24 protein-coding genes and 1 pseudogene are annotated in these 23,226 nt (G+C 54.4%); 11 read left to right on the forward strand and 14 right to left on the reverse strand.

What is annotated here, in order from left to right; genetic code table 11:
* The first annotated feature begins 20 nt into the window (after window positions 1-20).
* On the forward strand, window positions 21-923 hold the full coding sequence (locus tag FDW88_RS10545; protein WP_115257137.1) for a carboxylate/amino acid/amine transporter: 903 nt from the start codon (window positions 21-23) through the stop codon (window positions 921-923).
* Window positions 924-951: 28 nt separating this feature from the next.
* Here FDW88_RS10545 and nlpA read toward each other — a convergent pair whose 3' ends face one another.
* The 3 genes from nlpA to FDW88_RS10560 all read right to left on the reverse strand — a co-directional run bounded on the left by nlpA (window position 952) and on the right by FDW88_RS10560 (window position 3,458).
* Window positions 952-1,770, reverse strand: a complete 819-nt coding sequence (gene nlpA, locus FDW88_RS10550) for a lipoprotein NlpA (RefSeq protein WP_137362524.1) — start codon at window positions 1,768-1,770, stop codon at window positions 952-954.
* A 124-nt stretch (window positions 1,771-1,894) separates the two neighbouring features.
* Entirely contained in the window at window positions 1,895-2,821 is a 927-nt protein-coding gene (locus FDW88_RS10555; RefSeq protein WP_137362525.1) for an Rpn family recombination-promoting nuclease/putative transposase, read from the reverse strand.
* A 220-nt stretch (window positions 2,822-3,041) separates the two neighbouring features.
* Entirely contained in the window at window positions 3,042-3,458 is a 417-nt protein-coding gene (locus FDW88_RS10560) for a GNAT family N-acetyltransferase (RefSeq protein WP_117342587.1), read from the reverse strand.
* A gap of 129 nt (window positions 3,459-3,587) precedes the next feature.
* Between FDW88_RS10560 and FDW88_RS10565 the strand changes: the two genes are divergently transcribed.
* Window positions 3,588-3,881 carry a YicS family protein gene (locus FDW88_RS10565; RefSeq protein WP_115257133.1) on the forward strand — a complete coding sequence of 98 codons (294 nt, stop codon included), beginning with the start codon at window positions 3,588-3,590 and terminating at the stop codon, window positions 3,879-3,881.
* Window positions 3,882-3,917: 36 nt separating this feature from the next.
* Here the strand turns inward: FDW88_RS10565 and FDW88_RS10570 are convergent, their stop codons facing one another.
* A complete protein-coding gene (locus tag FDW88_RS10570) occupies window positions 3,918-4,865 on the reverse strand; it encodes a LacI family DNA-binding transcriptional regulator (RefSeq protein WP_137362526.1) in 948 nt (315 codons plus the stop codon).
* 292 nt (window positions 4,866-5,157) lie between these two features.
* On the opposite strand from FDW88_RS10570, the gene FDW88_RS10575 reads away from it, so the two are divergent.
* From FDW88_RS10575 to FDW88_RS10595, 5 genes are all read left to right on the forward strand, one after another.
* Window positions 5,158-5,472: a PTS sugar transporter subunit IIB gene (locus FDW88_RS10575; RefSeq protein WP_096759495.1), complete on the forward strand. Its 315-nt coding sequence runs from the start codon at window positions 5,158-5,160 to the stop codon at window positions 5,470-5,472.
* A gap of 12 nt (window positions 5,473-5,484) precedes the next feature.
* Complete coding sequence (locus FDW88_RS10580) at window positions 5,485-6,816, forward strand: PTS sugar transporter subunit IIC (protein ID WP_135911188.1); 1,332 nt, start codon at window positions 5,485-5,487, stop codon at window positions 6,814-6,816.
* Between the two features lie 20 nt (window positions 6,817-6,836).
* Window positions 6,837-8,219, forward strand: coding sequence for a glycoside hydrolase family 1 protein (locus tag FDW88_RS10585; protein WP_137362527.1), 1,383 nt, complete (start codon window positions 6,837-6,839; stop codon window positions 8,217-8,219).
* A gap of 12 nt (window positions 8,220-8,231) precedes the next feature.
* On the forward strand, window positions 8,232-8,534 hold the full coding sequence (locus tag FDW88_RS10590; protein ID WP_008786514.1) for a PTS lactose/cellobiose transporter subunit IIA: 303 nt from the start codon (window positions 8,232-8,234) through the stop codon (window positions 8,532-8,534).
* 206 nt (window positions 8,535-8,740) lie between these two features.
* Window positions 8,741-10,117: a carbohydrate porin gene (locus FDW88_RS10595; RefSeq protein ID WP_137362528.1), complete on the forward strand. Its 1,377-nt coding sequence runs from the start codon at window positions 8,741-8,743 to the stop codon at window positions 10,115-10,117.
* Between the two features lie 125 nt (window positions 10,118-10,242).
* Here FDW88_RS10595 and nepI read toward each other — a convergent pair whose 3' ends face one another.
* The 6 genes from nepI to uhpA form a co-directional block, all read right to left on the reverse strand.
* The gene (nepI, locus tag FDW88_RS10600; protein ID WP_137362529.1) at window positions 10,243-11,436 is read right to left on the reverse strand and encodes a purine ribonucleoside efflux pump NepI; all 1,194 of its coding nucleotides are present in this window, start codon (window positions 11,434-11,436) and stop codon (window positions 10,243-10,245) included.
* A gap of 130 nt (window positions 11,437-11,566) precedes the next feature.
* Window positions 11,567-12,019: a DUF1198 domain-containing protein gene (locus FDW88_RS10605; protein ID WP_096759021.1), complete on the reverse strand. Its 453-nt coding sequence runs from the start codon at window positions 12,017-12,019 to the stop codon at window positions 11,567-11,569.
* 119 nt (window positions 12,020-12,138) lie between these two features.
* On the reverse strand, window positions 12,139-13,530 hold the full coding sequence (gene uhpT / locus FDW88_RS10610; RefSeq protein ID WP_096759020.1) for a hexose-6-phosphate:phosphate antiporter: 1,392 nt from the start codon (window positions 13,528-13,530) through the stop codon (window positions 12,139-12,141).
* Between the two features lie 142 nt (window positions 13,531-13,672).
* Window positions 13,673-15,001, reverse strand: a complete 1,329-nt coding sequence (locus FDW88_RS10615) for an MFS transporter (RefSeq protein ID WP_096759019.1) — start codon at window positions 14,999-15,001, stop codon at window positions 13,673-13,675.
* 9 nt (window positions 15,002-15,010) lie between these two features.
* Window positions 15,011-16,513, reverse strand: coding sequence for a signal transduction histidine-protein kinase/phosphatase UhpB (gene uhpB, locus FDW88_RS10620; protein WP_137362530.1), 1,503 nt, complete (start codon window positions 16,511-16,513; stop codon window positions 15,011-15,013).
* Window positions 16,510-17,103: a transcriptional regulator UhpA gene (uhpA, locus tag FDW88_RS10625; protein ID WP_096759017.1), complete on the reverse strand. Its 594-nt coding sequence runs from the start codon at window positions 17,101-17,103 to the stop codon at window positions 16,510-16,512. The genes uhpB and uhpA overlap by 4 nt, the downstream gene beginning before the upstream one ends.
* A 22-nt stretch (window positions 17,104-17,125) precedes the next feature.
* Here uhpA and FDW88_RS22795 point away from each other — a divergent pair.
* Window positions 17,126-17,209 (forward strand): annotated as a pseudogene (locus FDW88_RS22795) (hypothetical protein); the annotation flags it as partial.
* Between the two features lie 48 nt (window positions 17,210-17,257).
* Here FDW88_RS22795 and ilvN read toward each other — a convergent pair.
* The 3 genes from ilvN to ivbL all read right to left on the reverse strand — a co-directional run bounded on the left by ilvN (window position 17,258) and on the right by ivbL (window position 19,444).
* Complete coding sequence (gene ilvN, locus FDW88_RS10630) at window positions 17,258-17,548, reverse strand: acetolactate synthase small subunit (RefSeq protein ID WP_115257126.1); 291 nt, start codon at window positions 17,546-17,548, stop codon at window positions 17,258-17,260.
* A 3-nt stretch (window positions 17,549-17,551) separates the two neighbouring features.
* A complete protein-coding gene (gene ilvB / locus FDW88_RS10635) occupies window positions 17,552-19,240 on the reverse strand; it encodes an acetolactate synthase large subunit (protein ID WP_137362531.1) in 1,689 nt (562 codons plus the stop codon).
* A 105-nt stretch (window positions 19,241-19,345) separates the two neighbouring features.
* Window positions 19,346-19,444, reverse strand: coding sequence for an ilvB operon leader peptide IvbL (gene ivbL / locus FDW88_RS10640; protein ID WP_096759014.1), 99 nt, complete (start codon window positions 19,442-19,444; stop codon window positions 19,346-19,348).
* A 523-nt stretch (window positions 19,445-19,967) separates the two neighbouring features.
* Here ivbL and tisB point away from each other — a divergent pair.
* From tisB to emrD, 3 genes are all read left to right on the forward strand, one after another.
* Window positions 19,968-20,057: a type I toxin-antitoxin system toxin TisB gene (tisB, locus tag FDW88_RS10645; RefSeq protein WP_115257124.1), complete on the forward strand. Its 90-nt coding sequence runs from the start codon at window positions 19,968-19,970 to the stop codon at window positions 20,055-20,057.
* Window positions 20,058-20,149: 92 nt separating this feature from the next.
* Window positions 20,150-21,010, forward strand: coding sequence for a DMT family transporter (locus FDW88_RS10650; protein WP_137362532.1), 861 nt, complete (start codon window positions 20,150-20,152; stop codon window positions 21,008-21,010).
* Between the two features lie 208 nt (window positions 21,011-21,218).
* On the forward strand, window positions 21,219-22,403 hold the full coding sequence (gene emrD / locus FDW88_RS10655) for a multidrug efflux MFS transporter EmrD (RefSeq protein ID WP_096759012.1): 1,185 nt from the start codon (window positions 21,219-21,221) through the stop codon (window positions 22,401-22,403).
* Here the strand turns inward: emrD and FDW88_RS10660 are convergent.
* On the reverse strand, window positions 22,330-23,226 hold an 897-nt coding region (locus FDW88_RS10660; protein WP_137362533.1), incomplete at its 5' end, for a cellulase family glycosylhydrolase. The two genes, emrD and FDW88_RS10660, sit on opposite strands and share 74 nt — an antisense overlap.

Raw genomic sequence — 23,226 nt, forward strand, 5'->3', positions numbered from 1 at the left:
ACAACCATGCCGAGGGAATAATGAGTTCCACCAGAAGAGGGATGATGAACGTCCTGATTGCCGCCGTATTATGGGGAAGTTCGGGCGTTTGCGCGCAGTACATCATGGAGCAAAGCCAGATGTCGTCGCCGTTTTTAACCATGACGCGCCTGATTTTCGCCGGACTCATTCTGCTGATGCTCTCGTTTGTGCACGGCGACAAAGTCTTTTCGATCATCAAAAACCGCAAAGATGCCATCAGTCTGCTGATCTTTTCTGTGGTCGGCGCGCTCACCGTACAGCTGACTTTTCTACTGACCATTGAAAAATCCAACGCCGCCACCGCAACGGTACTGCAATTTTTGTCACCAACTATTATCGTGGCGTGGTTCTCCGTAGCGCGTAAAGCGCGACCCGGCATTTTAGTGCTCACCGCCATTCTGACTTCACTTATCGGCACATTCCTGCTGGTGACTCACGGCAACCCAACCTCGCTGTCTATTTCACCTGCCGCGCTGTTCTGGGGGATCGCCTCCGCCTTTGCCGCCGCGTTCTATACCACCTATCCCTCTACGCTTATCGCCCGTTACGGTACGCTGCCGATCGTTGGCTGGAGTATGTTGATAGGTGGCCTGATCCTGCTCCCGTTCTATGCCGGAGAGGGAACGGACTTCGTGGTCAATGGCAGTTTGATTCTGGCGTTTTTCTATCTGGTGGTGATCGGCACATCGCTAACGTTTAGCCTGTATCTGAAAGGCGCGCAGATGATTGGCGGACCGAAAGCGAGTATTTTGAGCTGTGCGGAACCGTTGAGCAGCGCCCTGTTGTCGCTGTTATTGTTAGGGATTACGTTTACCCTACCTGACTGGCTGGGCACGCTGCTGATCCTCTCTTCTGTAGTGCTGATTTCAATGGATTCCCGTCGCCGCGTCCGAACGGTATAACACCGAGCGGCGCGGCTACAGAGGGGTATTACCAGCCAGGTACCGCGCCGCCGTTAAAGATTTTTTCCGCCGCTTTTGCGACTTCCGGAGACTGATAAGATTGCAGGAACTCTTTTACGTTCTCGGCATTTTTATTGTCTTCTCTCGCCACCAGGATATTCACGTACGGCGAGTTTTTATCTTCGATAAACACGCTGTCATGTACTGGCGAAAGTCCGGTTTGCTGAATGTAGGTGGTACTGATGATCGCCACGTCTACTTTCTGATCGTCCAGCACGCGCGGCAACTGCGCGCCTTCCAGCTCCATAATAGTCAGATGACGCGGGTTATCGGTGATATCCAGCGCCGTCGGCAGCAGACCGGTTCCCTCTTTCAGCGTGATTAATTTTTCTTTTTGCAGCAGCAACAGCGCACGCCCGAGGTTAGTGGGATCGTTAGGTATCGCAATCGTCGCACCGTCTTGCAGTTGATCGACCGTTTTGATTTTTTTCGAATAACCGGCCATCGGGAAGACAAAGGTATTGCCCACCGCCACCAGCGTATAGTTATGCGCTTTATTATCCTGATCCAGGAACGGACGATGCTGGAAGACATTGGCATCCAACTCACCCTGATTAGTTGCATCATTAGGCAATAACGAACCACTAAATCCCACCAGCTCAACATCGAGTCCGTACTTCTCTTTGGCCACCTTCTTCGCGACTTCCGCCACATCCTGCTCTGCGCCGTTAATCACGCCGACTTTAATGTGTTTTGTATCACTGCTTTGCTGGTCGCAACCTGCCAGCAATAATCCCGCCAGCAATACCGCGGCTCCGGCCCCTAAATGCGCTATCTTCAGCTTCACGTTTTTATCCTTTTGAAATAACCGCCCATGGAGTAATGAAATGACTATAGCGGGAAGGCCGCTGCGGTTTATAAAACGAAAAAGCATCAGCAAGAAGAAAAAGGCATAACGGAAATAAGAGAGATTAGTCGGAGTGTTCCATAAGCTCTTCAATGGATAGCCCGGTAATCAGTAGCACCAGGTCGCGATCGATACCCTTTTCAAGCATGGCATGTGCAATCCGCAACGCTTCGTCCTGCTTTCCTTCCTGCTTTCCTTCCTGTTTTCCTTCAAGCTTTCCTTCTTTTCTCCCCGACTCACGTAAGCATTCTGCAATCGTCATTAATCTCTCCTTGTGTTGGGGAACGCGCCCGGCAAGCCTGCGGATAAACACCTCAAAACGGGTCGCACTACCAGACTGTAGCAAGTAATTAAACAGCGTTTCTATCTGGCTGTCATTAGCGTGTTCCTTAACAAGCAGGACCGTCAGTTTATCCACCAGAAGCGTCAGGTCGCGCTCACGGATATGCTTTTGAACAAGCTCCAGCAGAGCCATCCGCCGATGCTGCATAATCTCATCATCAGACACCACGGTGATGTCCACCAACGGAAAAGGCGCATCATAAAGTTGCCGCGCTATCTCTGGCTCGGCAAATTCATCCAGCCAACTTAGCGAAAAGGGATATGGGCTTTCCACACCATGGTAAAAAAGTATCGGCACCACCAGGGGCAACGTTTTATACCCGGCGTCGAGATGACGCTGCATCGCGGCAATGGCATAGCGCATCAGTCGAAATGCCATGTGGGCATCCGGCGAACTTTGATGTTCAATCAGCGCATAGATGTAGCCATTACCCTTCGTTGTTTGCAGAGACCACAGTACATCGGAATAGCTGGCCCGCAGGTCTTCCTCTACAAAACTGCCGGATTCAAGCTTCAGCGTGTCCAGCTTGCAAAGGTCGCGTAGCGATTCAGGAAGCCAAATATCCAGGAAATCCCTCGCCGTTTCCGGGTGGGCTAAAAACCTTTTAAACACCGCATCATGCGGCGTGGATGTCGTGCTTTTTTTCATGGCGATCCATCACCTACAGTACAAGATGACGGGACCTTACTCGCCTATCGCATAATCCACATCAGGAAACGTTTAAGCCTGCGAGGTGCTTTGGGAGATAAATACACACTACTGTAATGTATTCATTTTCAGGGAATGATGTTCGCAAAAATGCCCAGAGGCGCTAACGCTTACCGGGCCTACACGGGCTGCTGAAACGCATAACCGGCTGTGACGGTCGTCAAAACGTTTTCGATAAATAGTGGCGTGCGGCACCTTGCTCCGGAAAATTTTCGAGGGTTAATTGCAGCTGGTAGCCGTTCTTTTGATAAAAAGGTAGCGCCTGGAAACTCAGGGTATCAACCAGCGCATGCAGACATCCTCTCTCGCGAGCCGTCTGTTCTGCTGCCTGAATCAGCTTCGTGCCATAACCCCCTTTACGCAGGGATTCATGCATCCACAAAAACTCGATACACAGCCATTCACCTTTGATTTTGCCGATCAGCCCACCCTGTATTTCATTGTGTTCATTGCGCCAATAGACCGCCAAATCGCCGAAATTGCTCGTTTTCAGGAACGGGAAGTTGTAAGCCCGCAGGCCAGTAAGCAGCGCGTTTTGATCGTCTTCAGTAACCGTATCCGTAATCTGTATCTGCATTCTATCCTCCTGAAAAACTACAACTTCTGTCTGATTTGGTTTTAGACATTAACACAGGCTGATGAGTGAGCCTTATGGCGTCTACACTTACTCTTGAGATGATGCGCATCGACAACAAGGATTATTATCATGAAACGAGCCGTTTTTCCGATTATTGCCGTCCTTTTCACGCTGCCGGGTCTGGCGCAGGCCGACTCGGCTTACGGTTCTCTACAGGCAGTTCACGAAAAAAACACCGTATTAAAGGACTTACGCAAAATTTGTACCCCACAAGGGTCGCCGTCGGATGAAGTATGGGAAAAAACGATTATGTCTGATACGCGTAATCAGCAGCACATTCGCGAGGCCATTTTGGCAATACAGAGGAGTAATCAGAATAACTACTGGGATGCGCTGGGCAAAGTGGAATGCCCGGATATCTAGGCGTGAAGCGCATGGCTTCACGCCTGATTAAGACGGTTAACGCTGAGGAATAATGAGGTCGCCACGCAGCACGTATGAACCCAGCACGTTCTGGGTTTTCTCGTTCAGCCAACTGACAATGCGTGCCGCCATCGCATCCATTGAATACTCAATGGCCGGGATAGTTGGAATGCCCGGCAGATGCAGCGAACCAGCCAGGCTAAAGACCATAATGTCTCCCGGTACCGATTTATTAAACGCCTGCAGCTGTGGGATAACCCGCTGGGCCTGCTGTTCGTCCGCCACCAGCAGCGCGTTAAAATTGAGCGTTGACGCGTTATTGAGCAGCTCCTGCAATGCCACGGAGGACGACGTGGCTTCCATAAACACCAGATTGCGGTTAAACGGCAGGAAGTTTTTTTCCAGCGCATGCTTGTAGCCCAGCAGCACCTGATCCGAGAACCCCATACCGTCCGGGTGGATCAGTGCAATCTGGCGTCGGTTCTGGCTTATCAGGTAGTTACAGGCTGTTTCGGTAGCAAACGCGTGATCAAACTGAATGCTGTTGACGTCATCGCCAGAGTCCAGGCAATCCACCAGAATGACATTCTCCTGGCTAATGCTCAGCGGGAACCGCGCGCCAATAATCAATACGTCATCGCACAACCCACAGCTTAATTCATCCAGGGCGTTCATCACTTCCGCTTTGCTATTGGCAAAACGCAGCAGCAGATGCTTTTGATGCTGGCTAAGGTGTTTTTCCAGCGCGTAGAGATAGCCGGTAGTCTGGTTAATGTTATCCTGCGCGCAAATCACCCCAATACAGCCGGTAGACTGACTCAGCAGCGACTGTGCAATCACGTTCGGGCGATAGTTCAGTTCATCCACCGCTTTCAGCACGGCAAGACGGCTGGCCTCTTTGACACCACGTGAACCGCTCAACACGCGTGACACCGTGGCCTTTGACACCCCGGCCAGACGCGATACATCGTTGATAGTAGACATCATTCTCCCCTGACAGGACCCGCCTGGCCCTTTCCTTCCTGTATTTAACACTGGCTTAAATAATCGCCACTCGCAGTATATCTGTTTCCGTTTTTCATGGAAACCGATTTTCCATTTTGACTCAAAAAGAGATCAAATTGCCGAATTTCGTGAGCCAGATTCAAATAATTAGCCTTATAACAATAAGATCTTGATGGCCGTCACAGCTCTGTTTGCGATGGATGGAAACCGGTTTCCGTATGATATCAAATCAGACTCGCAATATGTTTTTACATTTAAAGGATGGTTCACCATGTTCAGGATTATGTTGTGTTGCTCTGCAGGGATGTCCACCAGCATGCTGGTTCGCAAAATGGTTGAAGAAGCGGAAACGCGCGGGTTGCCCGTGAAGATTGATGCATACGGTGTTGCCGAATTTGACACACAGTTTCCAAATTATCAGGTGGTGCTGCTCGGCCCCCAGGTAAAGTACATGCTTACTACGCTCTCAGAAAAGGCTGCCACCCAGGGTGTACCCGTAAAAGCCATAGATATGATGGATTACGGTATGCAACGCGGTGACAAAGTGCTGGATTATGCCCTGTCGCTGATTGAAGCGGCACACTAGAAAGGTATCAATATGAGTTCGTTATATCAGTCAATGGTTGCCGTCATTGAACAATCCATCACCCCGCTCGCCGGAAAACTGGGGCAGCAAAAGTATGTGATTGCGATTCGTGACGGTTTTACGGCGGCGCTGCCGTTTATGATCATCGGCTCGTTCATGCTGGTGTTTATTTTCCCTCCGTTCTCTGCCGAAACCACCAACAGCTTTGCCCGTGGCTGGCTCGACTTTTCTGCCACCTACCGTGAACAGTTAATGCTGCCGTTCAACCTCAGCATGGGTGTTATGACGTTCTTCATCTCCGTTGGCATTGGCGCCAGCCTTGGCCGTCAGTTTAATCTCGACCCAATTATGTCCGGGCTGCTGGCTTTTATGGCGTTTCTGCTGGTAGCAGCGCCTTATGCCGACGGAAAAATCTCGACCCAGTATCTTTCCGGTCAGGGAATTTTTACCGCCCTGATTACCGCCATTTATTCCACTCGCGTGTATGCCTGGCTGAAGCAGAATAACGTGACAATCCGCCTGCCGAAAGAAGTGCCGACCGGCGTCGCGCGTTCATTTGAGATCCTGATTCCGGTGCTGGTGGTAATTGCCACCCTGCATCCGCTGAACCTGTTTATCGAAGCACAAACCGGGATGATCATTCCGCAGGCGATTATGCACCTGTTGGAACCGCTGGTTTCCGCCTCTGATTCGCTGCCGGCGATTCTGCTTTCCGTCCTGCTGTGCCAGATTTTCTGGTTTGCGGGAATCCACGGCGCACTGATTGTCACCGGCATCATGAACCCATTCTGGATGGCAAACCTGTCCGCTAACCAGGCGGCACTGGCGGCAGGTGCGGCGCTACCGCACGTTTATCTGCAAGGCTTCTGGGATCACTACCTGTTGATTGGCGGCGTGGGCTCAACCTTACCGCTGGCGTTCCTGCTACTGCGCAGCCGCGTCGCCCACCTGCGCACCATCGGCAAAATGGGAATTGTGCCTAGTTTCTTTAATATTAATGAGCCTATTCTGTTTGGTGCGCCGATCATCATGAACCCGATGCTGTTCATCCCGTTCGTCTGCGTTCCAATGATCAACGCCGTACTGGCCTATAGCGCTACCAAGCTCGGCTGGATAGCCCAGGTCGTGTCGTTAACCCCGTGGACCACGCCAGCGCCAATTGGGGCATCCTGGGCTGCGAACTGGGCATTAAGTCCGGTGGTGATGTGCTTTATCTGCATGGCAATGTCGGCGCTGATGTACCTGCCTTTCCTGCGTGCGTACGAACGTTCTTTGATGAAATCCGAAGAGCAAAAAGCCCAGGATGCCGTCTCCGTAACGAACGCTGCCCGTAGCAACTCATAATGAATCAAGGAGTCAGAACAATGAGATACCGTTTTCCTGAAAACTTCTGGTGGGGCAGTGCCTGCTCAGCGCTGCAAACCGAAGGGGATAGCCTGAACGGCGGTAAAAGCCAGACCACATGGGACGTGTGGTTCGACCGTCAGCCAGGCCGTTTCCATCAGGGGGTTGGCCCGGCAGACACCTCCGGTTTTTATCAACACTGGAAACAGGACATCGCACTGCTGAAACAGCTACAGCACAACAGCTTTCGTACATCCTTGAGCTGGTCGCGTCTGATCCCGGACGGCACCGGCGAGGTCAATCCCGAAGCGGTCGATTTCTATAACAACGTCATTGACGAACTGCTGGCGCAGGGTATCACGCCCTTTATCACCCTGTTTCACTTCGATATGCCAATGGTCATGCAGGAGAAAGGCGGCTGGGAAAATCGTGAAGTTGTGGAAGCCTTTGGCCGCTACGCCCAGACGTGTTTTACATTGTTCGGCAATCGGGTGAAGCACTGGTTCACCTTCAACGAACCGATTGTCCCGGTAGAAGGCGGCTATCTGTATGACTTCCACTACCCGAACGTGGTGGATTTCAAACGTGCGGCAACCGTGGCTTACCACACCGTACTGGCGCATTCGACGGCGGTCCGTGCGTATCGCGCTGGCAACTATGACGGTGAAATCGGCGTAGTGCTGAATTTAACGCCGTCTTATCCGCGCTCGCAAAATCCGGCGGATGTGAAAGCCGCACACCATGCGGATCTGCTGTTTAACCGCAGCTTCCTCGATCCGGTATTAAAAGGCGAATATCCGGCGGACCTGGTGGAACTGTTGAAACAGTACGATCAACTACCGGCCTGCCAGCCCGGCGACAGCCAGCTCATCGCCGAGGGTAAAATCGACCTGTTGGGCATTAACTACTACCAACCACGCCGGGTGAAATGCCGCGATAGCGCCGTCAATCCTGACGCGCCGTTTATGCCAGAGTCGCTGTTTGATTATTACGAAATGCCGGGACGTAAAATGAATCCGTACCGTGGCTGGGAAATCTATGAGCCGGGCATTTACGATATTATTACGAATCTGCGTGATAATTATGGCAACCCGCGCTGTTTTATTTCTGAAAATGGCATGGGTGTAGAAAACGAGCAGCGTTTTATTCAGGACAATCAGATTAACGACATTTACCGTATTGAGTTTGTCTCGGAACATCTTAAATGGCTGCATAAAGGCATTAACGAGGGTTGTCATTGCCTTGGTTACCATATGTGGACCTTTATTGATAATTGGTCATGGCTTAACGGATATAAAAACCGCTACGGTTTTGTCCAGTTAGATTTAGCCACGCAAAAACGTACAGTGAAAAAGAGCGGCGAGTGGTTTACGAAAACTGCCGCCAATAATGGATTCGATTAAAAAGAGAGCATCATGATTGCATTAGAAGAAGCAGTAATGGAAATCATCGTCAATGCCGGGCAGTCACGCAGCCTGTGCTTCGAAGCGCTGCACGCCGCGCGCGCCGGGAACATTGACGAAGCGAAAAGCCTGCTTCGTGAGGCTGACGGCTATGCCCGTCAGGCTCACCACATGCAAACCAAATTGATCGAACAGGACGCCGGGGAAGCCCGGCAACCAATGACATTAATTATGGTGCATGCGCAGGACCACTTAATGACGTCGCTATTAGCCCGCGAACTGTCAGAAGAAATCATTCATCTGTATCAACGTTAGTTTCTAAATAACACTTTCTGAACGGAGTATTTATTACGACTAAATAAATCATTTCTGTACCTATTAAAAAACAAACAAATCAACTTGTTTTGGTGATAGCAAATTCAACCGAGACGGGATGGTTATTATCTTAAAATAAATGAATACACACGCTTATTCAGAATGCCAATGGCAACCTGAAGGGTTAAGTGTCAAATGAGATAACCATGAACATAAAAAAACTTCCATTAGCCATGGCGGTCGTGGCTGCGCTGTGCCCAATTTCTGTGCTCGCACAGGAATTTACGCAGGAACAAATCGACGCCATCGTCGCCAAAGCCGTCGATAAAGCGCTGGCGGAACGCCAGGCGAAAATGGACGCTGCCGTGGCGAAGAAAACCGATGTGATTAACGAACCGCAAAGCGCGGCGCAGTCGCCGGATATGGCGATACCGTTCGGCGTGAAGTTCAGCGGCTACGCCCGTTACGGCGCGCACTTCCAGAGTGGCGATCAGAAATACGTTGGCGTTGACGGGTCCTATAACGGTGCATCCGCGATTGGTCGTCTGGGTAACGAAGGCAACGGTGGCGAATTCCAGCTCTCCAAAGCGTTCAAAAGCGACAACGGCGCAATCTGGGATATCAACGTGATGATTGACCACTGGGGCGACGAAGTTAACCTCAAAAAAGCCTACGCGGGCGTGACCAACGTGCTGGAGTCCAATCCGAACGCCTACATCTGGGCCGGTCGTGACTTCCATCAGCGTCCACAACAGGGTATCAACGACTACTTCTGGATGAACCACGACGGCCAGGGCGCCGGGGTGAAGAACTTCGACATTGGCGGCGTACAGTTTGATGTTGCCACCGTCGCCGCCGTCGAATCGTGTAGCCCGGAAGTCATGGAAGACGAAGCCAACCCTTCACGCATTACCTGTACCGGCGGCTCCGGCACCGGCGATAAGGGTAATTACGCGGTGACGTCAAAAATCCACAATATGAAGCTCGGCCCGCTGGACCTGGAGATCTACGCCAACTATGGCTTTGACTCCAAGGCCGTCGAGAGCGATGACCGTCTGAAAGCCTGGCAGGGCGCTTTTGTGCTGAGCCACACCAACGACAGCGGCGTGAACAAGGTGATCGCCCGTTATTCGGATAACTCAGACAACAGCGTCTACAACAAAACCGACGACCTGACCACGGTTTACGCCAGCTTCGAAGGGAGCCATAAGTTTACCCGCCAGGCGCAGGTGGAATACCTGCTGGCGTTCCATGACTACGACAACAGCGCAGATAAAAGTGATAACCGTAAGAACTACGGCGCAATTGTACGCCCGATGTACTTCTGGAACGACGTTCACTCCACCTGGCTGGAAGCGGGCTATCAGCGCGTAGATTACGACAACGGCGGGGATAACAGCGGCTGGAAGCTGACGCTGTCGCAGAACATGTCGATCGCCATGGGACCCGAATTCCGCCCCATGCTGCGCTTCTACGTGACAGGCGGCAAAGTGGACAACGACCGCACCGCGCGCGTCAACGGCACGAAAGACGAAACCCTGGACGACTTCAACCTCGGCGCAATGTGGGAAGCGTGGTTCTGATAAGGAATCATGCATTATCGTCGTTACGTAGGCCCGGTAAGCACCGCGCCACCGGGCACGATACCGGAGGGCGGCGTTAACGCCTTATCCGGCCTACGTAGACGGTCCCGCAATGAATATTGGGATCATTGCATACCCTTTATGCGCACTTTCGCTGCCACCACTAGCGCCGTCAGCAGCATCAGGCTGCCGGAGAGCATCAGGGGCGACAGCAGTCCGAGGTTATCAAGCGCATAGCCTCCCACCGCAGCCCCACAGGTATTGGCAAGCTGGATCACGGCGACCTGGACGGATCCGGCTTTTTCTGCCTGATCGGCCAGCGAGCGGGTGATCCACGTCGACCATCCCACCGGCACCAGCGCAAACGCCAGCCCCCAAACAATCGCAATACCCGCGGCGACCACTTTGTCACTGCCCCAAAAAATCAGGATCAGCGCGCTGAGCGCCAGCACCAGCGGTGCACCGGCTAACGCCAGTTTCACCGAGCGCTTCAAAATCATCGACGAGAGCGACGTACCCACAAAACTGGCAATACCAAAGCTCAGCAGCACCAACGTCAGGCCATCCACATCAAATCCCGCCAGATTCATATACACCGGGCGAATATAGGTAAAGAAGGCAAACTGTCCGGCAAAGGACATAAAGATGGCGATCATGCCGGCCATCACGCCCGGACGCTGGAGCAGGCTGAACATATTTTGTTTCTGGTGCGACGGCTCACCGGGCAGCGAAGGCAGCGATCTCACCACCCAAATGGTGCACAGCACTCCCATTACCGCCGCAGCATTAAACACGTTACGCCAGCCGATAATACCGCCTAAAAAACTCCCCAACGGTGCAGCAATCACCAGAGCAATAGAGACCGCGCCGAAGATAACCGACAGCGCCTTCGGCACCGTACGCGCGGGAACCAGACGCATAGTCAGCGACGCCGACATCGCCCAGAATCCGCCCAGCGCCAGCCCCAAACAGGCACGGCCCACCAGTAGCAGCGCAAAAGAGTTGGCGAACGAGACCAGCAGGCAGGAGAGCGTCAGCAGCACTGAGAACAGGATCACCACATAGCGACGATCTGTCGCCTGAATGATTTGCGTGACAAACAAGCTGGCAAACATGGCGACAAAGGCCGTCACGGTGACCGACTGCCCGGCAACACCTTCTGAAATGCCTAGGTCCTGCGCCATCGGCGTCAGCAAACTGACCGGCAAGAACTCAACGGTTATCAGGCAGGCAACACAGAACGCGACGGCAAATACCGCCGACCAGTTAGGTCGGGTATTCACCTCTGCGCGGGATTTTTGTTCAATAACGTCACTCAATTTTGTAACCTGCGTAGGATTATTGTAGAAAAGTTACGCAGTGTAACATTAAAAATGTGACGAATTTAACGTTTTAACAACTTTCACCGCCGGACGGCGATGCCAAATAGCCATCATCACAAATCTGATATCAGTGTAGCCAGTGCACACCATCTTCAGGCAGGAAAAAGGCGTTGTAGCGCATTTGAAATGCATTTATCTCCTGCAGGTCTGGCTCCATTTCACGCAAAAAACCGAGCGCCAGACGCACCTGGGCGTCGGTAATTGGCGCGGCCAACCGGGCTTTTTGCAGCAAACGATGCCACTGCAGCAGATTCTGCTCACTACCGTCGACAATGACGACTTGCCAGATCAACAGCACCTGTGCGGCATTTTGCAGATGCGATTCGTCAGGTCGGTGGAGGTACTGTAAAAACGCCTCACCCTGCACTTTTCCCATCTGATCGGTCATCGATTCTACCGCCATCACATCAATACCCAGACGCTCGCTCAACCGGCGAACCGCACGCCGCGCCCCGGACGTCAGCACCCGAAAACCGACAATAAAAACAACCACCAACGTGGCCAGCATTATCCAAATCATGCGCACATCCCTTACCCGACAGGACGCCCATCATAGCGGCAAATTCATCTCTGTCGACGGCCGAACGTGTCAACGCTATTCCGGACGGCGCATAAGGCATAAAAAAGCCCCCTACACACTTAAGCGATGTTTAACTGCTGAATTTTTTTCTCGCGACGGATTTTACGTTCTTCGAAGACGGCCACGATAGCCATCAGGCAGATACAAGCGATAGCGGCGGTGTCCAGCGCGGCGAAGGTGCCCGCCCAGCCGGTCAGGCCGAAGACTGGCGTCCCATCGGCAATCATCCCCAGACCCAGCTTAGCGAAGCTGTCACCGATCAGATACGCGAATGTGCCTTTAATCCCATCGGCCGCGCCGATCGCTTTTTTCGGCACAAAACCGACTGCCGCCACGCCGATCAACAGCTGCGGACCAAACACCAGGAAGCCGAGGGCAAACAGGGAAGCCAGGTAAACGTACTGGTTGCTGGCGTGCTGATAAACACCGAGCGTGGCGATAATTAATGCCAGCGCGACACAGGCTACCAGTGCGCGACGACCGTTCGCCAGATCCGACAGCCAGCCCCACAGCAGCGTGCCGACCAGCGCGCCCACTTCAAACAGGGTGAACCCCTGAATTGCCACCTCTTTAGAGAGTTTCAGCTCCTGGAAGGCATACACGGTAGACCACTGGTCGATACCGATACGCACCACGTACAGGAAGATGTTGGAGAAGCACAGCAGCCAGATCACTTTGTTTTTCAGCACGTACTCAACAAAGATCTGCCATTTGGTCATTTCGTTTTCTTCGGTCTCTTTGTCCTCTTCGCTGATCTCTTCGCCAAACAGTTCTTCTGCTTTACCGAGGCCGTAAGATTCCGGAGAGTCGCTACCAAAGCGCAGGCCGATAAAGCCCACGATCAGCGCGATAATCGACGGGAAGATAAACATCCCAATGACGTGGCCGTCGAACAGCACGTTAGCACCGAACAGCGCCACGCCTGCCGCACCCGCACCGCCGAGGTTATGGGAGATGTTCCACATACCGAGGTAGGAACCACGTTTACGGCGCGGCGTCCATTTGGTGATGGTCGAATAGCTGCACGAGCCGCCGGTACTCTGGAAGAAACCGCTCAGCGCGTAGAAGGCGATCATCAGGTACAAGCTGGTTGTGCCCGGCCCCATGCTGGCGCTAAAGCCGAGCATACAGATGGCCGAGAGGATCAACATCAGCGGCAGGAACTGCTTAGTGTTTTTGCCGTCAGCGTAGTAGGAGACCAGCGTTTTACCCACGCCATAGGTGATGGAGAAGCCCAGGCCAATCATCCCCAGCTGCGTCATGCTCAGCCCGTAGGTGGTGATCATGTCGTTCTGCGCGATGTTGAAGTTTTTGCGGATCAGGTACATGGTCAGGTAGCCGATGAAAACCACCAGATAAGACTGCATGAACGGCTTGAACCACATTTTGCGCCGCACATCGAGCGGCAAATCCAGGGTCGGCTTGCGCACCTGGTTTAGAAAGGCCAGCATAGGACACTCCCGAGCTAATTTTTATACCTGCGAATAGCAGGCATTGTAAAAATCAGTCGGCAGAGACGCCTGAGACAGCGTCCAGGCGGAACCGGGAAAATTTCTTAGTTTTGCCCCACTCAGGGCAAAAAGGTGAGGTGCATCACGCTTCGCTGACGTTGCGCGGCGCCTGAGCGTTTAAAAACGGCAGCAACAATAGTGCGGAAATACCCGCCGCAATGGCGATCACCACGAAGAACCCGGTCCAGTGCCAGACTTCCATCACCTTTGCCAGCGGCCAGCCGGAGAGCGATGCGCCGAGATAAGCGAACAGCCCAACAAACCCGGTTGCCGCGCCCGCCGCCTCTTTGTGCGAGCACTCCGCCGCCGCCATGCCGATCAACATCTGCGGGCCAAAGACAAAGAATCCGGTGGTGAAGAAGCACGCCGCCTGCATCACATAGCTGGCAAACGGCATCAGCCATAGTGAGCCGACTGAGAGCAAAATCCCGGCGGCAAAAATCAGGTTCATCGGCCCCCGATTGCCGTTAAACAGTTTGTCCGATCCCCAACCCGCCACCAGCGCACCGATAAATCCGCCCAGTTCGAACATGGTGACCGCCGTATTAGCGGTGACCAAATCAACGCCCAGCGTCTCCGACATGTACAGATTGCCCCAGTCGTTGATCGCCGCACGCACCACGTACACCAGCACATAGCACAGCGACAGCAGCCAAATATACGGGTTCAGCAGCACGTATTTAGTGAGGATCTCTTTGCGGGTCAGCCCCGCCCCTTCCTGCTGTTGGGCGATTTCCAGCTCGTCGTGCCGCCAGTCGCCAACCGGCGGTAAGCCGATGGCCTGCGGGCGGTCACGCAGTCGCCAGCAGAGGAAAATGCCAACCACAATCGCCATCGTCCCGGCAATCATCATCCCGGCACGCCAGCCGTAGTGCAGCGCAGCGGCGGCCATCACCATCGGAATTAACGCCCCACCAACGTTATGCGCGGTGTTCCACAGCGCCCACCAGCCGCCGCGTTCAGTACGCGAGTACCAGGCCGTCAACAGACGGGCGCACACCGGCGACCCCCAGCCCTGGAAGAAGGCATTCAGCGCCCACAGTACGGCAAACGCCCACAGCGAAGTGGAAAAGCCAAACAGGATGTTTACCACCCCGGTGGCAATCAGCCCGATACCCATAAAATAGCGGGCGTTGGAGCGGTCGCTGACGATACCGGAGACAAACTTCGACAAGCCATAGGTGATGTAAAACAGCGTTGCCAGCAGGCCAATATCGTTGCGGGTGAGTACGCCGCTGGCAAGGATATCGGGCACCGCGGCGTTGAAGCTTTTACGCGTGAAGTAAAACAGCGCATAGCCAAGCCAGATGGTCAGCAGGATATGACGCCGCCAGTAGCGGTAACGGGCATCAACCTCGTGTTTATCAGTGATAAGCGGCGCATTCGCCGGGGCTTTAAAAAACGTCAGCATCAATGCTCCTTACACGTAGCGCTGAGGCAACGACACGCTGACGCGCGTGCCATGCGTGCAGGAAATCGAGAGCGATCCGCCAAGGGCCGTAATGCGCTCACGCATGCCGGTCAGGCCAAATCCTTGTTGATTCGAGCCCGGCGGCAGACCGCAGCCGTCATCTTCAATCACCAACATTAACCGCTCGTCCTGTTGCCAGGCCTGAAGCGTCACCGCGCTGGCGTTGGCGTGTTTCACAATGTTGTTCAGCCCTTCCTGACAGACGCGAAACAGCGTCACCCGCTGGCTTTCACTGAGTGCCGACTCGTCGATGTGCCAGTCGAGATGGCTGACGATGCCGCGACTTTCCAGTTCCATTTCGCGCAGCAGCGAGCGAATAGCCTGTTCCAGCGTCAGATCGTCGAGCTGGCGTGGGCGTAACCGCCCAAGCAGGCGACGCACCGAATCGTAGACGCCCAACGAAAGCTGCTCGATATGCGCCCCGCTTTGCTTCACGCCCGCATTCTCCGGGGCCAGCCGCTGGACAATGCCCGCCTGGGTGCGAATGGCGGTGATGGTTTGGCCGATATCGTCATGCAGTTCGCGCGCCACATCGCGGCGCACGCTCTCTTCGGTTTCCAGCAAGCGTTCTGCCAGCCGATGATTACGCGCCAGCTCGTTTTGCAGCGACTGGTTGAGTTCTCGCAGACGCTGAATCCCCGCACCGAGCAGCAGCCCGGTCAGGCTTTGCGCCAGCAGCGAGAGCAGTAAATCAACGGGATGATCGTGCCAGGTCTGGCTGGCAATCAGCGCGATGGCGTTCATCAGCGTGGCAATCAGCGCGCCCTGCCAGCCGTAATGCCAGGCCAGTGCGATGATCGGCAGCGCCAGGCAAAACGGTGTAAAGCGCGAAAGCTCATCCGGCAAACCCAACTGCAACCACAGGCTGACGCTGAACAGCAGCAGGTACCACACCAGATGTCGCCCACGCCAGTTCACCGGCTGGGAGACCACCGCCGGACCGAGCGGTAGCCAGGTAGTGCTGGTCAGGTAGTGCCAGAACACCAGACAAATAGGGGCCAGCGTCAGTCCACCGGTCAGGGTCAGCAGCAGCGCAGTCCACGCGACTTCGCCCTGCCCCAGCCACGGCAGCGACTGTAACAGCGCCGCGGCAATCAGCGCCGCCCCCTGCAACAACAAGGCACGCCAGTCGCGCTGATGGCGATAGCGCCAGATCAACGTCACAGGCAGCAGCGTCAGCAGGCTACCGGTCATCAACAGGGGGAAGTGCGCCAGCGCCACTTCCTGCGCCAGCCAGAAAATCAGCAGCCATTCCGCGCCCAGCAGCACCGGCCAGTAGCCACGTGGACATTGCAGCATCAACCCCAGCCGCAGGCCAAACGGGAACAGCAGTACCGCCAGCTCCGGGCGTTCCACCAGATGCAAGCTAATGCTCCACAGGCAGAACCAGGCGGCGGAGAAGATAAAGAAGCAGGCGACAACGGTGATTAAGCGAGAGAAAAAGGTGTTCATTGCCAGCCGTCAAACATCCGTCGAGCCAGCTCAACGTCGTTACTGACGTTCAGTTTTTCCATCAGATTAGCGCGGTGCACGTGCACCGTTTTTGGCGACAGGCCCAGCTCGGCGGCAATCTCTTTCACCGCCATGCCCTGCGCCAGTTTTTCCGCCACCTGACGCTCGCGCTTGGTCAACGGATCCTGACGCCCTGCCGCCAGTTTGACGGCGATATCCGGCGTGAGATAGCAGCCGCCGGTCGCTACAGTGTGTACTGCTGCAATCAACTCATCGGGGCTACAGCGTTTGGAGAGGAAGCCGCGCGCCCCGGCGTTTAGCGCCTGTTCCACCAGCGCCGGGCTGTCATGCACGGAGAGCATAATCGTCGCCATCCCTTTAGGGAGCTGGCTTAACAGCTCCAGCCCGGAGATATCCGGCATCGAAATATCGCAAATGCACACCTGCACACCGCGGCCAGGCAATCCCGCCAACGCCTCAGCGCCTGAACCAAACTCAGCCACAACCTGCAAATCGGGTTCAAGCCCCAGCAGCTGCGCAAAGCCGGAGCGGACGATAAGGTGATCGTCTATCAGTGCAATGGTTGTCATGAATGTTGTCCTGGCGTGTGGGATGCCTGATGACGCTACGCTTATCAGGCCTACGGGCGGGAGCCGTGGTAGGCCGGATAAGGCGTTTACGCCGCCCTCCGGCAAAGGCGCTTACCTTAACGATATACACTTCATCGTTCAAGCCTTGAACGGATTACTCGAAGAACACGCTTATCTTGTTAAACATCGACGGGTCGGACTGGTTGCGCGCGACTTTCACCACATCTTCCAGTTTATCAATCTGGCTGATCATCTGTTCCAGACGTTGGTCATCGTTGACCAGTAGCCAGATGCGGCTCTGGTCGCTGTCCTGAATCGGTAGACAGAGAATGCCTTCCACGTTAAACGCGCGACGGGCGAACAGGCCACAAACGTGAGTCATTACGCCGGGGTGGTTACGCACGGTGAGTTCAAGTATTACGTTGTCATGAGTCTGCTGTTGCATAGCTTATTCCCCCACCATCTCTGTATTTGCCGCGCCCGGCGGCACCATCGGATACACTTTTTCTTCCGCATCGATACGCACGTGGATCAGCGCCGGTCCCGGACGATCGATAATCGCCTGCAATGCCGCCTGCGGGTCGGCTTCGTGGTTTAAATCGCAGGTTTCGAGACCGAAACCGGCGGCAATCTGCATAAAGTTAATCATCCCCGGATAGGTGGCAGCAAACACGCCCTGTTTGTAGAACAGGCTTTGTTGCTGATACACCAGCCCCAGCGCTTCGTTATTCATCAGGATGATTTTAATATCCAACTGATTCTCGCTGGCGGTGGCCATTTCCTGAATATTCATCATCAGGCTGCCGTCGCCGGAGAAGCACAGCACTTTTTTATCCGGGTTCGCCAGCGCCGCGCCAATTGCCGCAGGCAGGCCAAACCCCATGGTGCCAAGGCCGCCGGAAGTCAGCCACTGGCGCGGACGGTTCAGCGGGTAAGCCTGCGCCGCCCACATCTGATGCTGACCGACGTCGGTGGTGATGATCGCGCTGTCGTCCACACAGGCAGCAACCGCGTTAATCAGCCCATAATGGCTGAGCGGATTTTTTTCCTGTGGGATGGTGCACGGAAATTCTTGCTGCAGGTCGGACACCTGCTGATGCCAGGCTTCACGCGGTTGCGCTTCAATCAGCGGGATCAACTGTGCCAGCACCTCATCTACATCCGCCTGAATCGCCACATGCGCCTGTTTGATTTTACCCAGCTCCGCGCGGTCGATATCCACGTGGATGATTTTTGCATTCGGGCAGAACTGCTCAGTTTTACCGATCGCCCGGTCATCAAAACGGGCTCCCAGAACGATCAATAAATCCGCTTCTTGCAGAATAAAGTTGGTGCTGCGCGCGCCGTGCATCCCCAGCATACCTAACGACAGTGGATGCGCTTTTGGCAGCATGCCGAGCGCCATTAGGGTCATGGTGGTGGGCAACGTCGCTTTTTCTACCAGCTCACGCACCCGCTCAGGGGCGTTAATGACTCCGCCGCCAAGATACAGCACCGGGCGTTTGGCCGCGTTAATCATTGCAGCGGCATCGCGGATGCTCTCCGTGCTAAAGGCTGGCGCGGGTGCTTTTTCAGCCGGTGCAGGCAATGATTCAATCTCAAACACGGCGGTTTGGATATCTTTAGGAATGTCTATCCACACCGGGCCCGGACGGCCTGACTGCGCAATGCGGAAGGCATCGCTCATAACCTGGGGCAATTCATTGATATGGCGGACCAGATAGTTGTGCTTGGTGATGGGAATCGCAATGCCGTAGGTGTCGACTTCCTGGAAGGCGTCGGTGCCAATCATCGAGGCCGGAACCTGGCCGGTGATACACACCAGCGGGATGGAATCCAGTCGCGCATCGGCAATGGCGGTCACCAGGTTGGTGGCCCCCGGCCCGCTACAGGCCATACACACGGCAGGTTTGCCATCGGTTCGCGCCATGCCCTGGGCGATAAACCCCGCGCCCTGTTCGTGACGCGCCAGGATATGACGGATTTGCGTACTTTGGCTTAAAGCGTCGTAGACGGGGAGAATCGAGCCGCCCGGAATACCGGTGACCACCGTAATGCCCTGGCGCTCCAGGAAATGAACGATGAATTCTGCGCCCGTAAAGCGCGTACGCTTGGATGTTATGCCCGAACTTGCCATGCTCCAGTCCTTTTATTCTGGGCCTGCGTATCCGGGTGGGTCTCTTAAACGAAAAACCCCGCCCGGTTTGCGCCGGCGGGGTTTTGGAATCGTGTGTTCCGGACCCTACGGCGCATTGCCGACGACCACCACCACACGCACGACGACCACTGCGCGAGATGGCGCAGTTTTTAGTAGGGTCGCTGTCAGCATGGAAGGGTTCATTAGGGGCCTTGTCTGTTTGTTGGTTAACAGGATTTATACAAACACAGGTTTTTCAGCGTGACAATGGAAAAATTTTCATCTGCGTAAAAATGCGTCAACGATCACGTTTCATTGTATGTTGTGCAAAAACAAAAAACCCCGCCGGAGCGAGGTTTTCATCAGCGTTGTGCGGTTGGTTTCCGCTGGACACACTGTGTTATGTCAACGCAAAAAGTATACGCGTTCTACGAAGAACACGCAATTTCGGCACGAATTTTGACGTTTTTTAGTATGATTCAGTCATAGCATTACGTCCATAAAATACTGTTCATTTATACAGCATTTATCTATAATGTCACCGTACGCAATGTGTTATGCGGGGGCCGCAGAGTAAACCGGCGCAAAAAAGTCCTGGCTGAAACGGGTGGTGCCGTCAGCGCCTTAACCCCCGTGAGAGCACACTGTGTTATGTCAACAAAGGTGCTGGCAACAGGCAGCGGCGAGGTACGCCAGCACCGTGCTCCTTGTACCAAAAGGAGAGCGTATGAGCCTCGTGGATATCACCATTCTTATCCTGAAACTCATTGTTGCTGCACTGCAACTGCTTGATGCTGTTCTGAAGTACATTAAATAACTCAGATTCAAGTCGCACTAAAGGGGAGTGGGTAACCACTCCCCTTTCACCGTTACCCAGGTGCGCGTAGCTCGACAATATGTTACGTTTTTATGACGCTATCAGGGACGAATACCGCTATGACGCTTTCTGTTTTCTGCATTTTGCTGTTCGCCGCACTGCTCCATGCCAGCTGGAATGCTATCGTAAAAGCAGGAAACGACAAGTTGTACTCCGCCATTAGCGTCAGCGGATCGGCTGCAGTCATGGCCTTGATTTTACTGCCTTTTGCACCTCATCCCTCAGCAACTAGCCTGCCGTACTTAGCGGTCTCAACCGCGTTACAGGTGGTGTATACCGTGCTGGTCGCCAAGACCTATCAGGTCTCGGACATGAGCCAGACCTATCCCTTAATGCGCGGTACTGCCCCGCTGCTGGTCGCGATCATCAGCGTTCTGTTTCTCGGCGATAGTCTGTCAATGCTCGCCTGGGTGGGTATCGCCACCATCTGTATGGCGATCCTCGGCATGGCGTTTAACGGGCGCAGCAGCTCACAGCAGGGAATTGTTTTGGCGTTAATTAACGCCTGCTTTATTGCTGGCTATACGCTGGTGGATGGCACCGGGGTACGACTCTCAGAGACCGCGTTGGGCTATACGCTGTGGACCTTCTTTCTCAACGGATCTTGTCTGCTCACCTGGGCGATGATCGCCCGACGCCGGGAGGCATCACGCTATCTGGCGCAGCAATGGAAGAAAGGCATTTTGGGCGGTATCGGCACCATGGGATCTTACGGTCTGGCACTGTGGGCAATGACGCAGGCCCCGCTGGCAGTGGTCGCCGCGTTACGGGAAACGTCAATCCTGTTTGGTGCCCTGCTCGCCTGGCTGCTGCTTAAAGAAAAAGTCGCCGGTATACGCATTTTTGCTGCTGCCGGGATTGCCGCCGGGGCGATTTTGCTCCGTTTGTCGTGATCGCGCCTTCTCCATCCTCCAGAATGGTCGGATGCATTCCGGCAACATTTATTGCCGCTATTTGTTTACATTTCCTGCCGCTTCCCTTCCCGCCTTTGTAGTGATCAATATGGTCTTCTTTTTTTAATGTGGTAGATTCCACGCGCATTTAGCGGAATGTTCAGCACCTTATTCTTCTTTTTTCTCTTTTTTAAAAGTAATCAGCGAAATGAAAAGGCATAGAAGCGTCAATTTGTTGTTGATGTTGGTACTCCTGGTGGCGGTAGGCCAGATGGCTCAAACCATTTATATCCCTGCCATTGCCGATATGGCGCGTGAACTCAACGTTCGCGAAGGGGCGGTGCAAAGTGTAATGGCGGCTTACCTGCTGACCTACGGCTTGTCGCAGCTGGTTTACGGTCCCCTTTCCGACCGAGTAGGGCGCCGTCCGGTGATCCTCACCGGAATGTCTATTTTTATGCTGGCTACGCTGGTCGCCATTACTACCCATAGCCTGACGGTACTGATTATCGCCAGCGCCATTCAGGGAATGGGAACGGGCGTCGGCGGCGTAATGGCGCGAACCTTACCGCGCGATCTGTATGAAGGTACCCAGCTACGTCATGCTAACAGTTTGTTAAACATGGGTATTCTTGTCAGCCCGCTGTTAGCGCCGCTGATTGGCGGCGTGCTGGACACGATGTGGAACTGGCGTGCCTGCTATATTTTCCTGTTGATTCTGTGCGCAGGCGTAACGTTTAGCATGGCGCGTTGGATGCCGGAAACGCGTCCTGCAGGTGCGCCGCGCCCACGGCTTATCGCCAGCTACAAAACCCTGTTTGGCAACGGCGCATTCACCTGTTATGTACTGATGCTCATCGGCGGACTGGCGGGTGTTGCCGTCTTCGAAGCCTGCTCCGGGGTATTGCTGGGCGCAGGATTAGGCTTGAGCAGCATGGCGGTCAGTATTCTGTTTATTCTGCCGATCCCGGCGGCGTTTTTCGGTGCGTGGTTCGCTGGTCGCCCGAACAAGCGCTTCTCAACGTTGATGTGGCAGTCGGTTATCTGCTGCCTGGTGGCTGGTTTGATGATGTGGATCCCGGGCCTGCTTGACGTGATGAACGTCTGGACGTTACTGATCCCCGCCGCGCTGTTCTTCTTTGGTGCCGGGATGCTGTTCCCGCTCGCCACCAGCGGCGCGATGGAACCCTTCCCGTTCCTGGCTGGTACCGCCGGGGCGCTGGTAGGTGGTTTACAAAATATTGGTTCCGGCGTGCTGGCGTGGCTCTCCGCGATGATGCCTCAGACCGGACAAGCTAGCCTGGGTCTGCTGATGACCCTTATGGGTGTGCTGATTCTGGTGTGCTGGTTGCCACTGGCGTCACGCGTGTCTCACCAGGAGCAGGCGGTTTAAGCGTGTGATGGCCCGGTTTCTCGCCGGGCTTTTCACATTCAGGCGCAATCATCGTATTCAGCAACGGTTCCAGCGCCGGACGCCAGGCCCCTTCCTCGCCATCATAAAACTGCGTATCTGCATTGATAGCATAGGGAATTTTTGCTTTTTTCAGCTCACAGGCCATAAAGCGGGCAAACGCCATCTGCGAGGCCGAAGGCACATTTTTGATCGTCTCTCCCGGCGCCCATCCCCCGACCCAACTGACATGACCGGTCTTCTGCTGCCAGTGAACGGCGCTGTTAATGCGGGCGCGAATCGCCGTCTTTTCTGCCGCTGTACCCGACGTCCACGGATACTTACCGTTGTTTTTTAGCGGCCCCCACGGGAAGACATGCCACTCGGCCAGCACGGTGTTCTGACTTTGCGGCGGTAGCTTCAGACTCGACAATTCTTCCGGCGCGGCGCGCAGACGGGGTGCGACAAAAATCATACGCTGGGGATAGATGGCGTGAATCATACGAATCGTTTTGTCATACACCCGATTGAGCGACGCCTGATTGTGATTGAGCTTATCAGCAGGTTCGTAGATCAGGTCAAAACCCAGTAACGGCGACCCTTGACCAAAGTAATGCGCGACGGCCACCCACCAGTTAATCACCTCTTTTTCATTGCTGATGCTGGGATCTTTTTTATACTCGTCCGCCTGATAAGCAATAATCGGGATCACGCCATAGTGTTCGCAGGCTTCCACCAGCTTTCGCAGATGAATAAGCCGGGCCTCAGTGGGTTCTCCGGCCACGCGAATACGCACATGGGTAATCCCCCCGAAAAACCGGTGTGT

The organism is Citrobacter sp. wls829 (genome assembly GCF_005280825.1).
GTDB classification, from domain to species: Bacteria; Pseudomonadota; Gammaproteobacteria; order Enterobacterales; family Enterobacteriaceae; genus Citrobacter; species Citrobacter gillenii.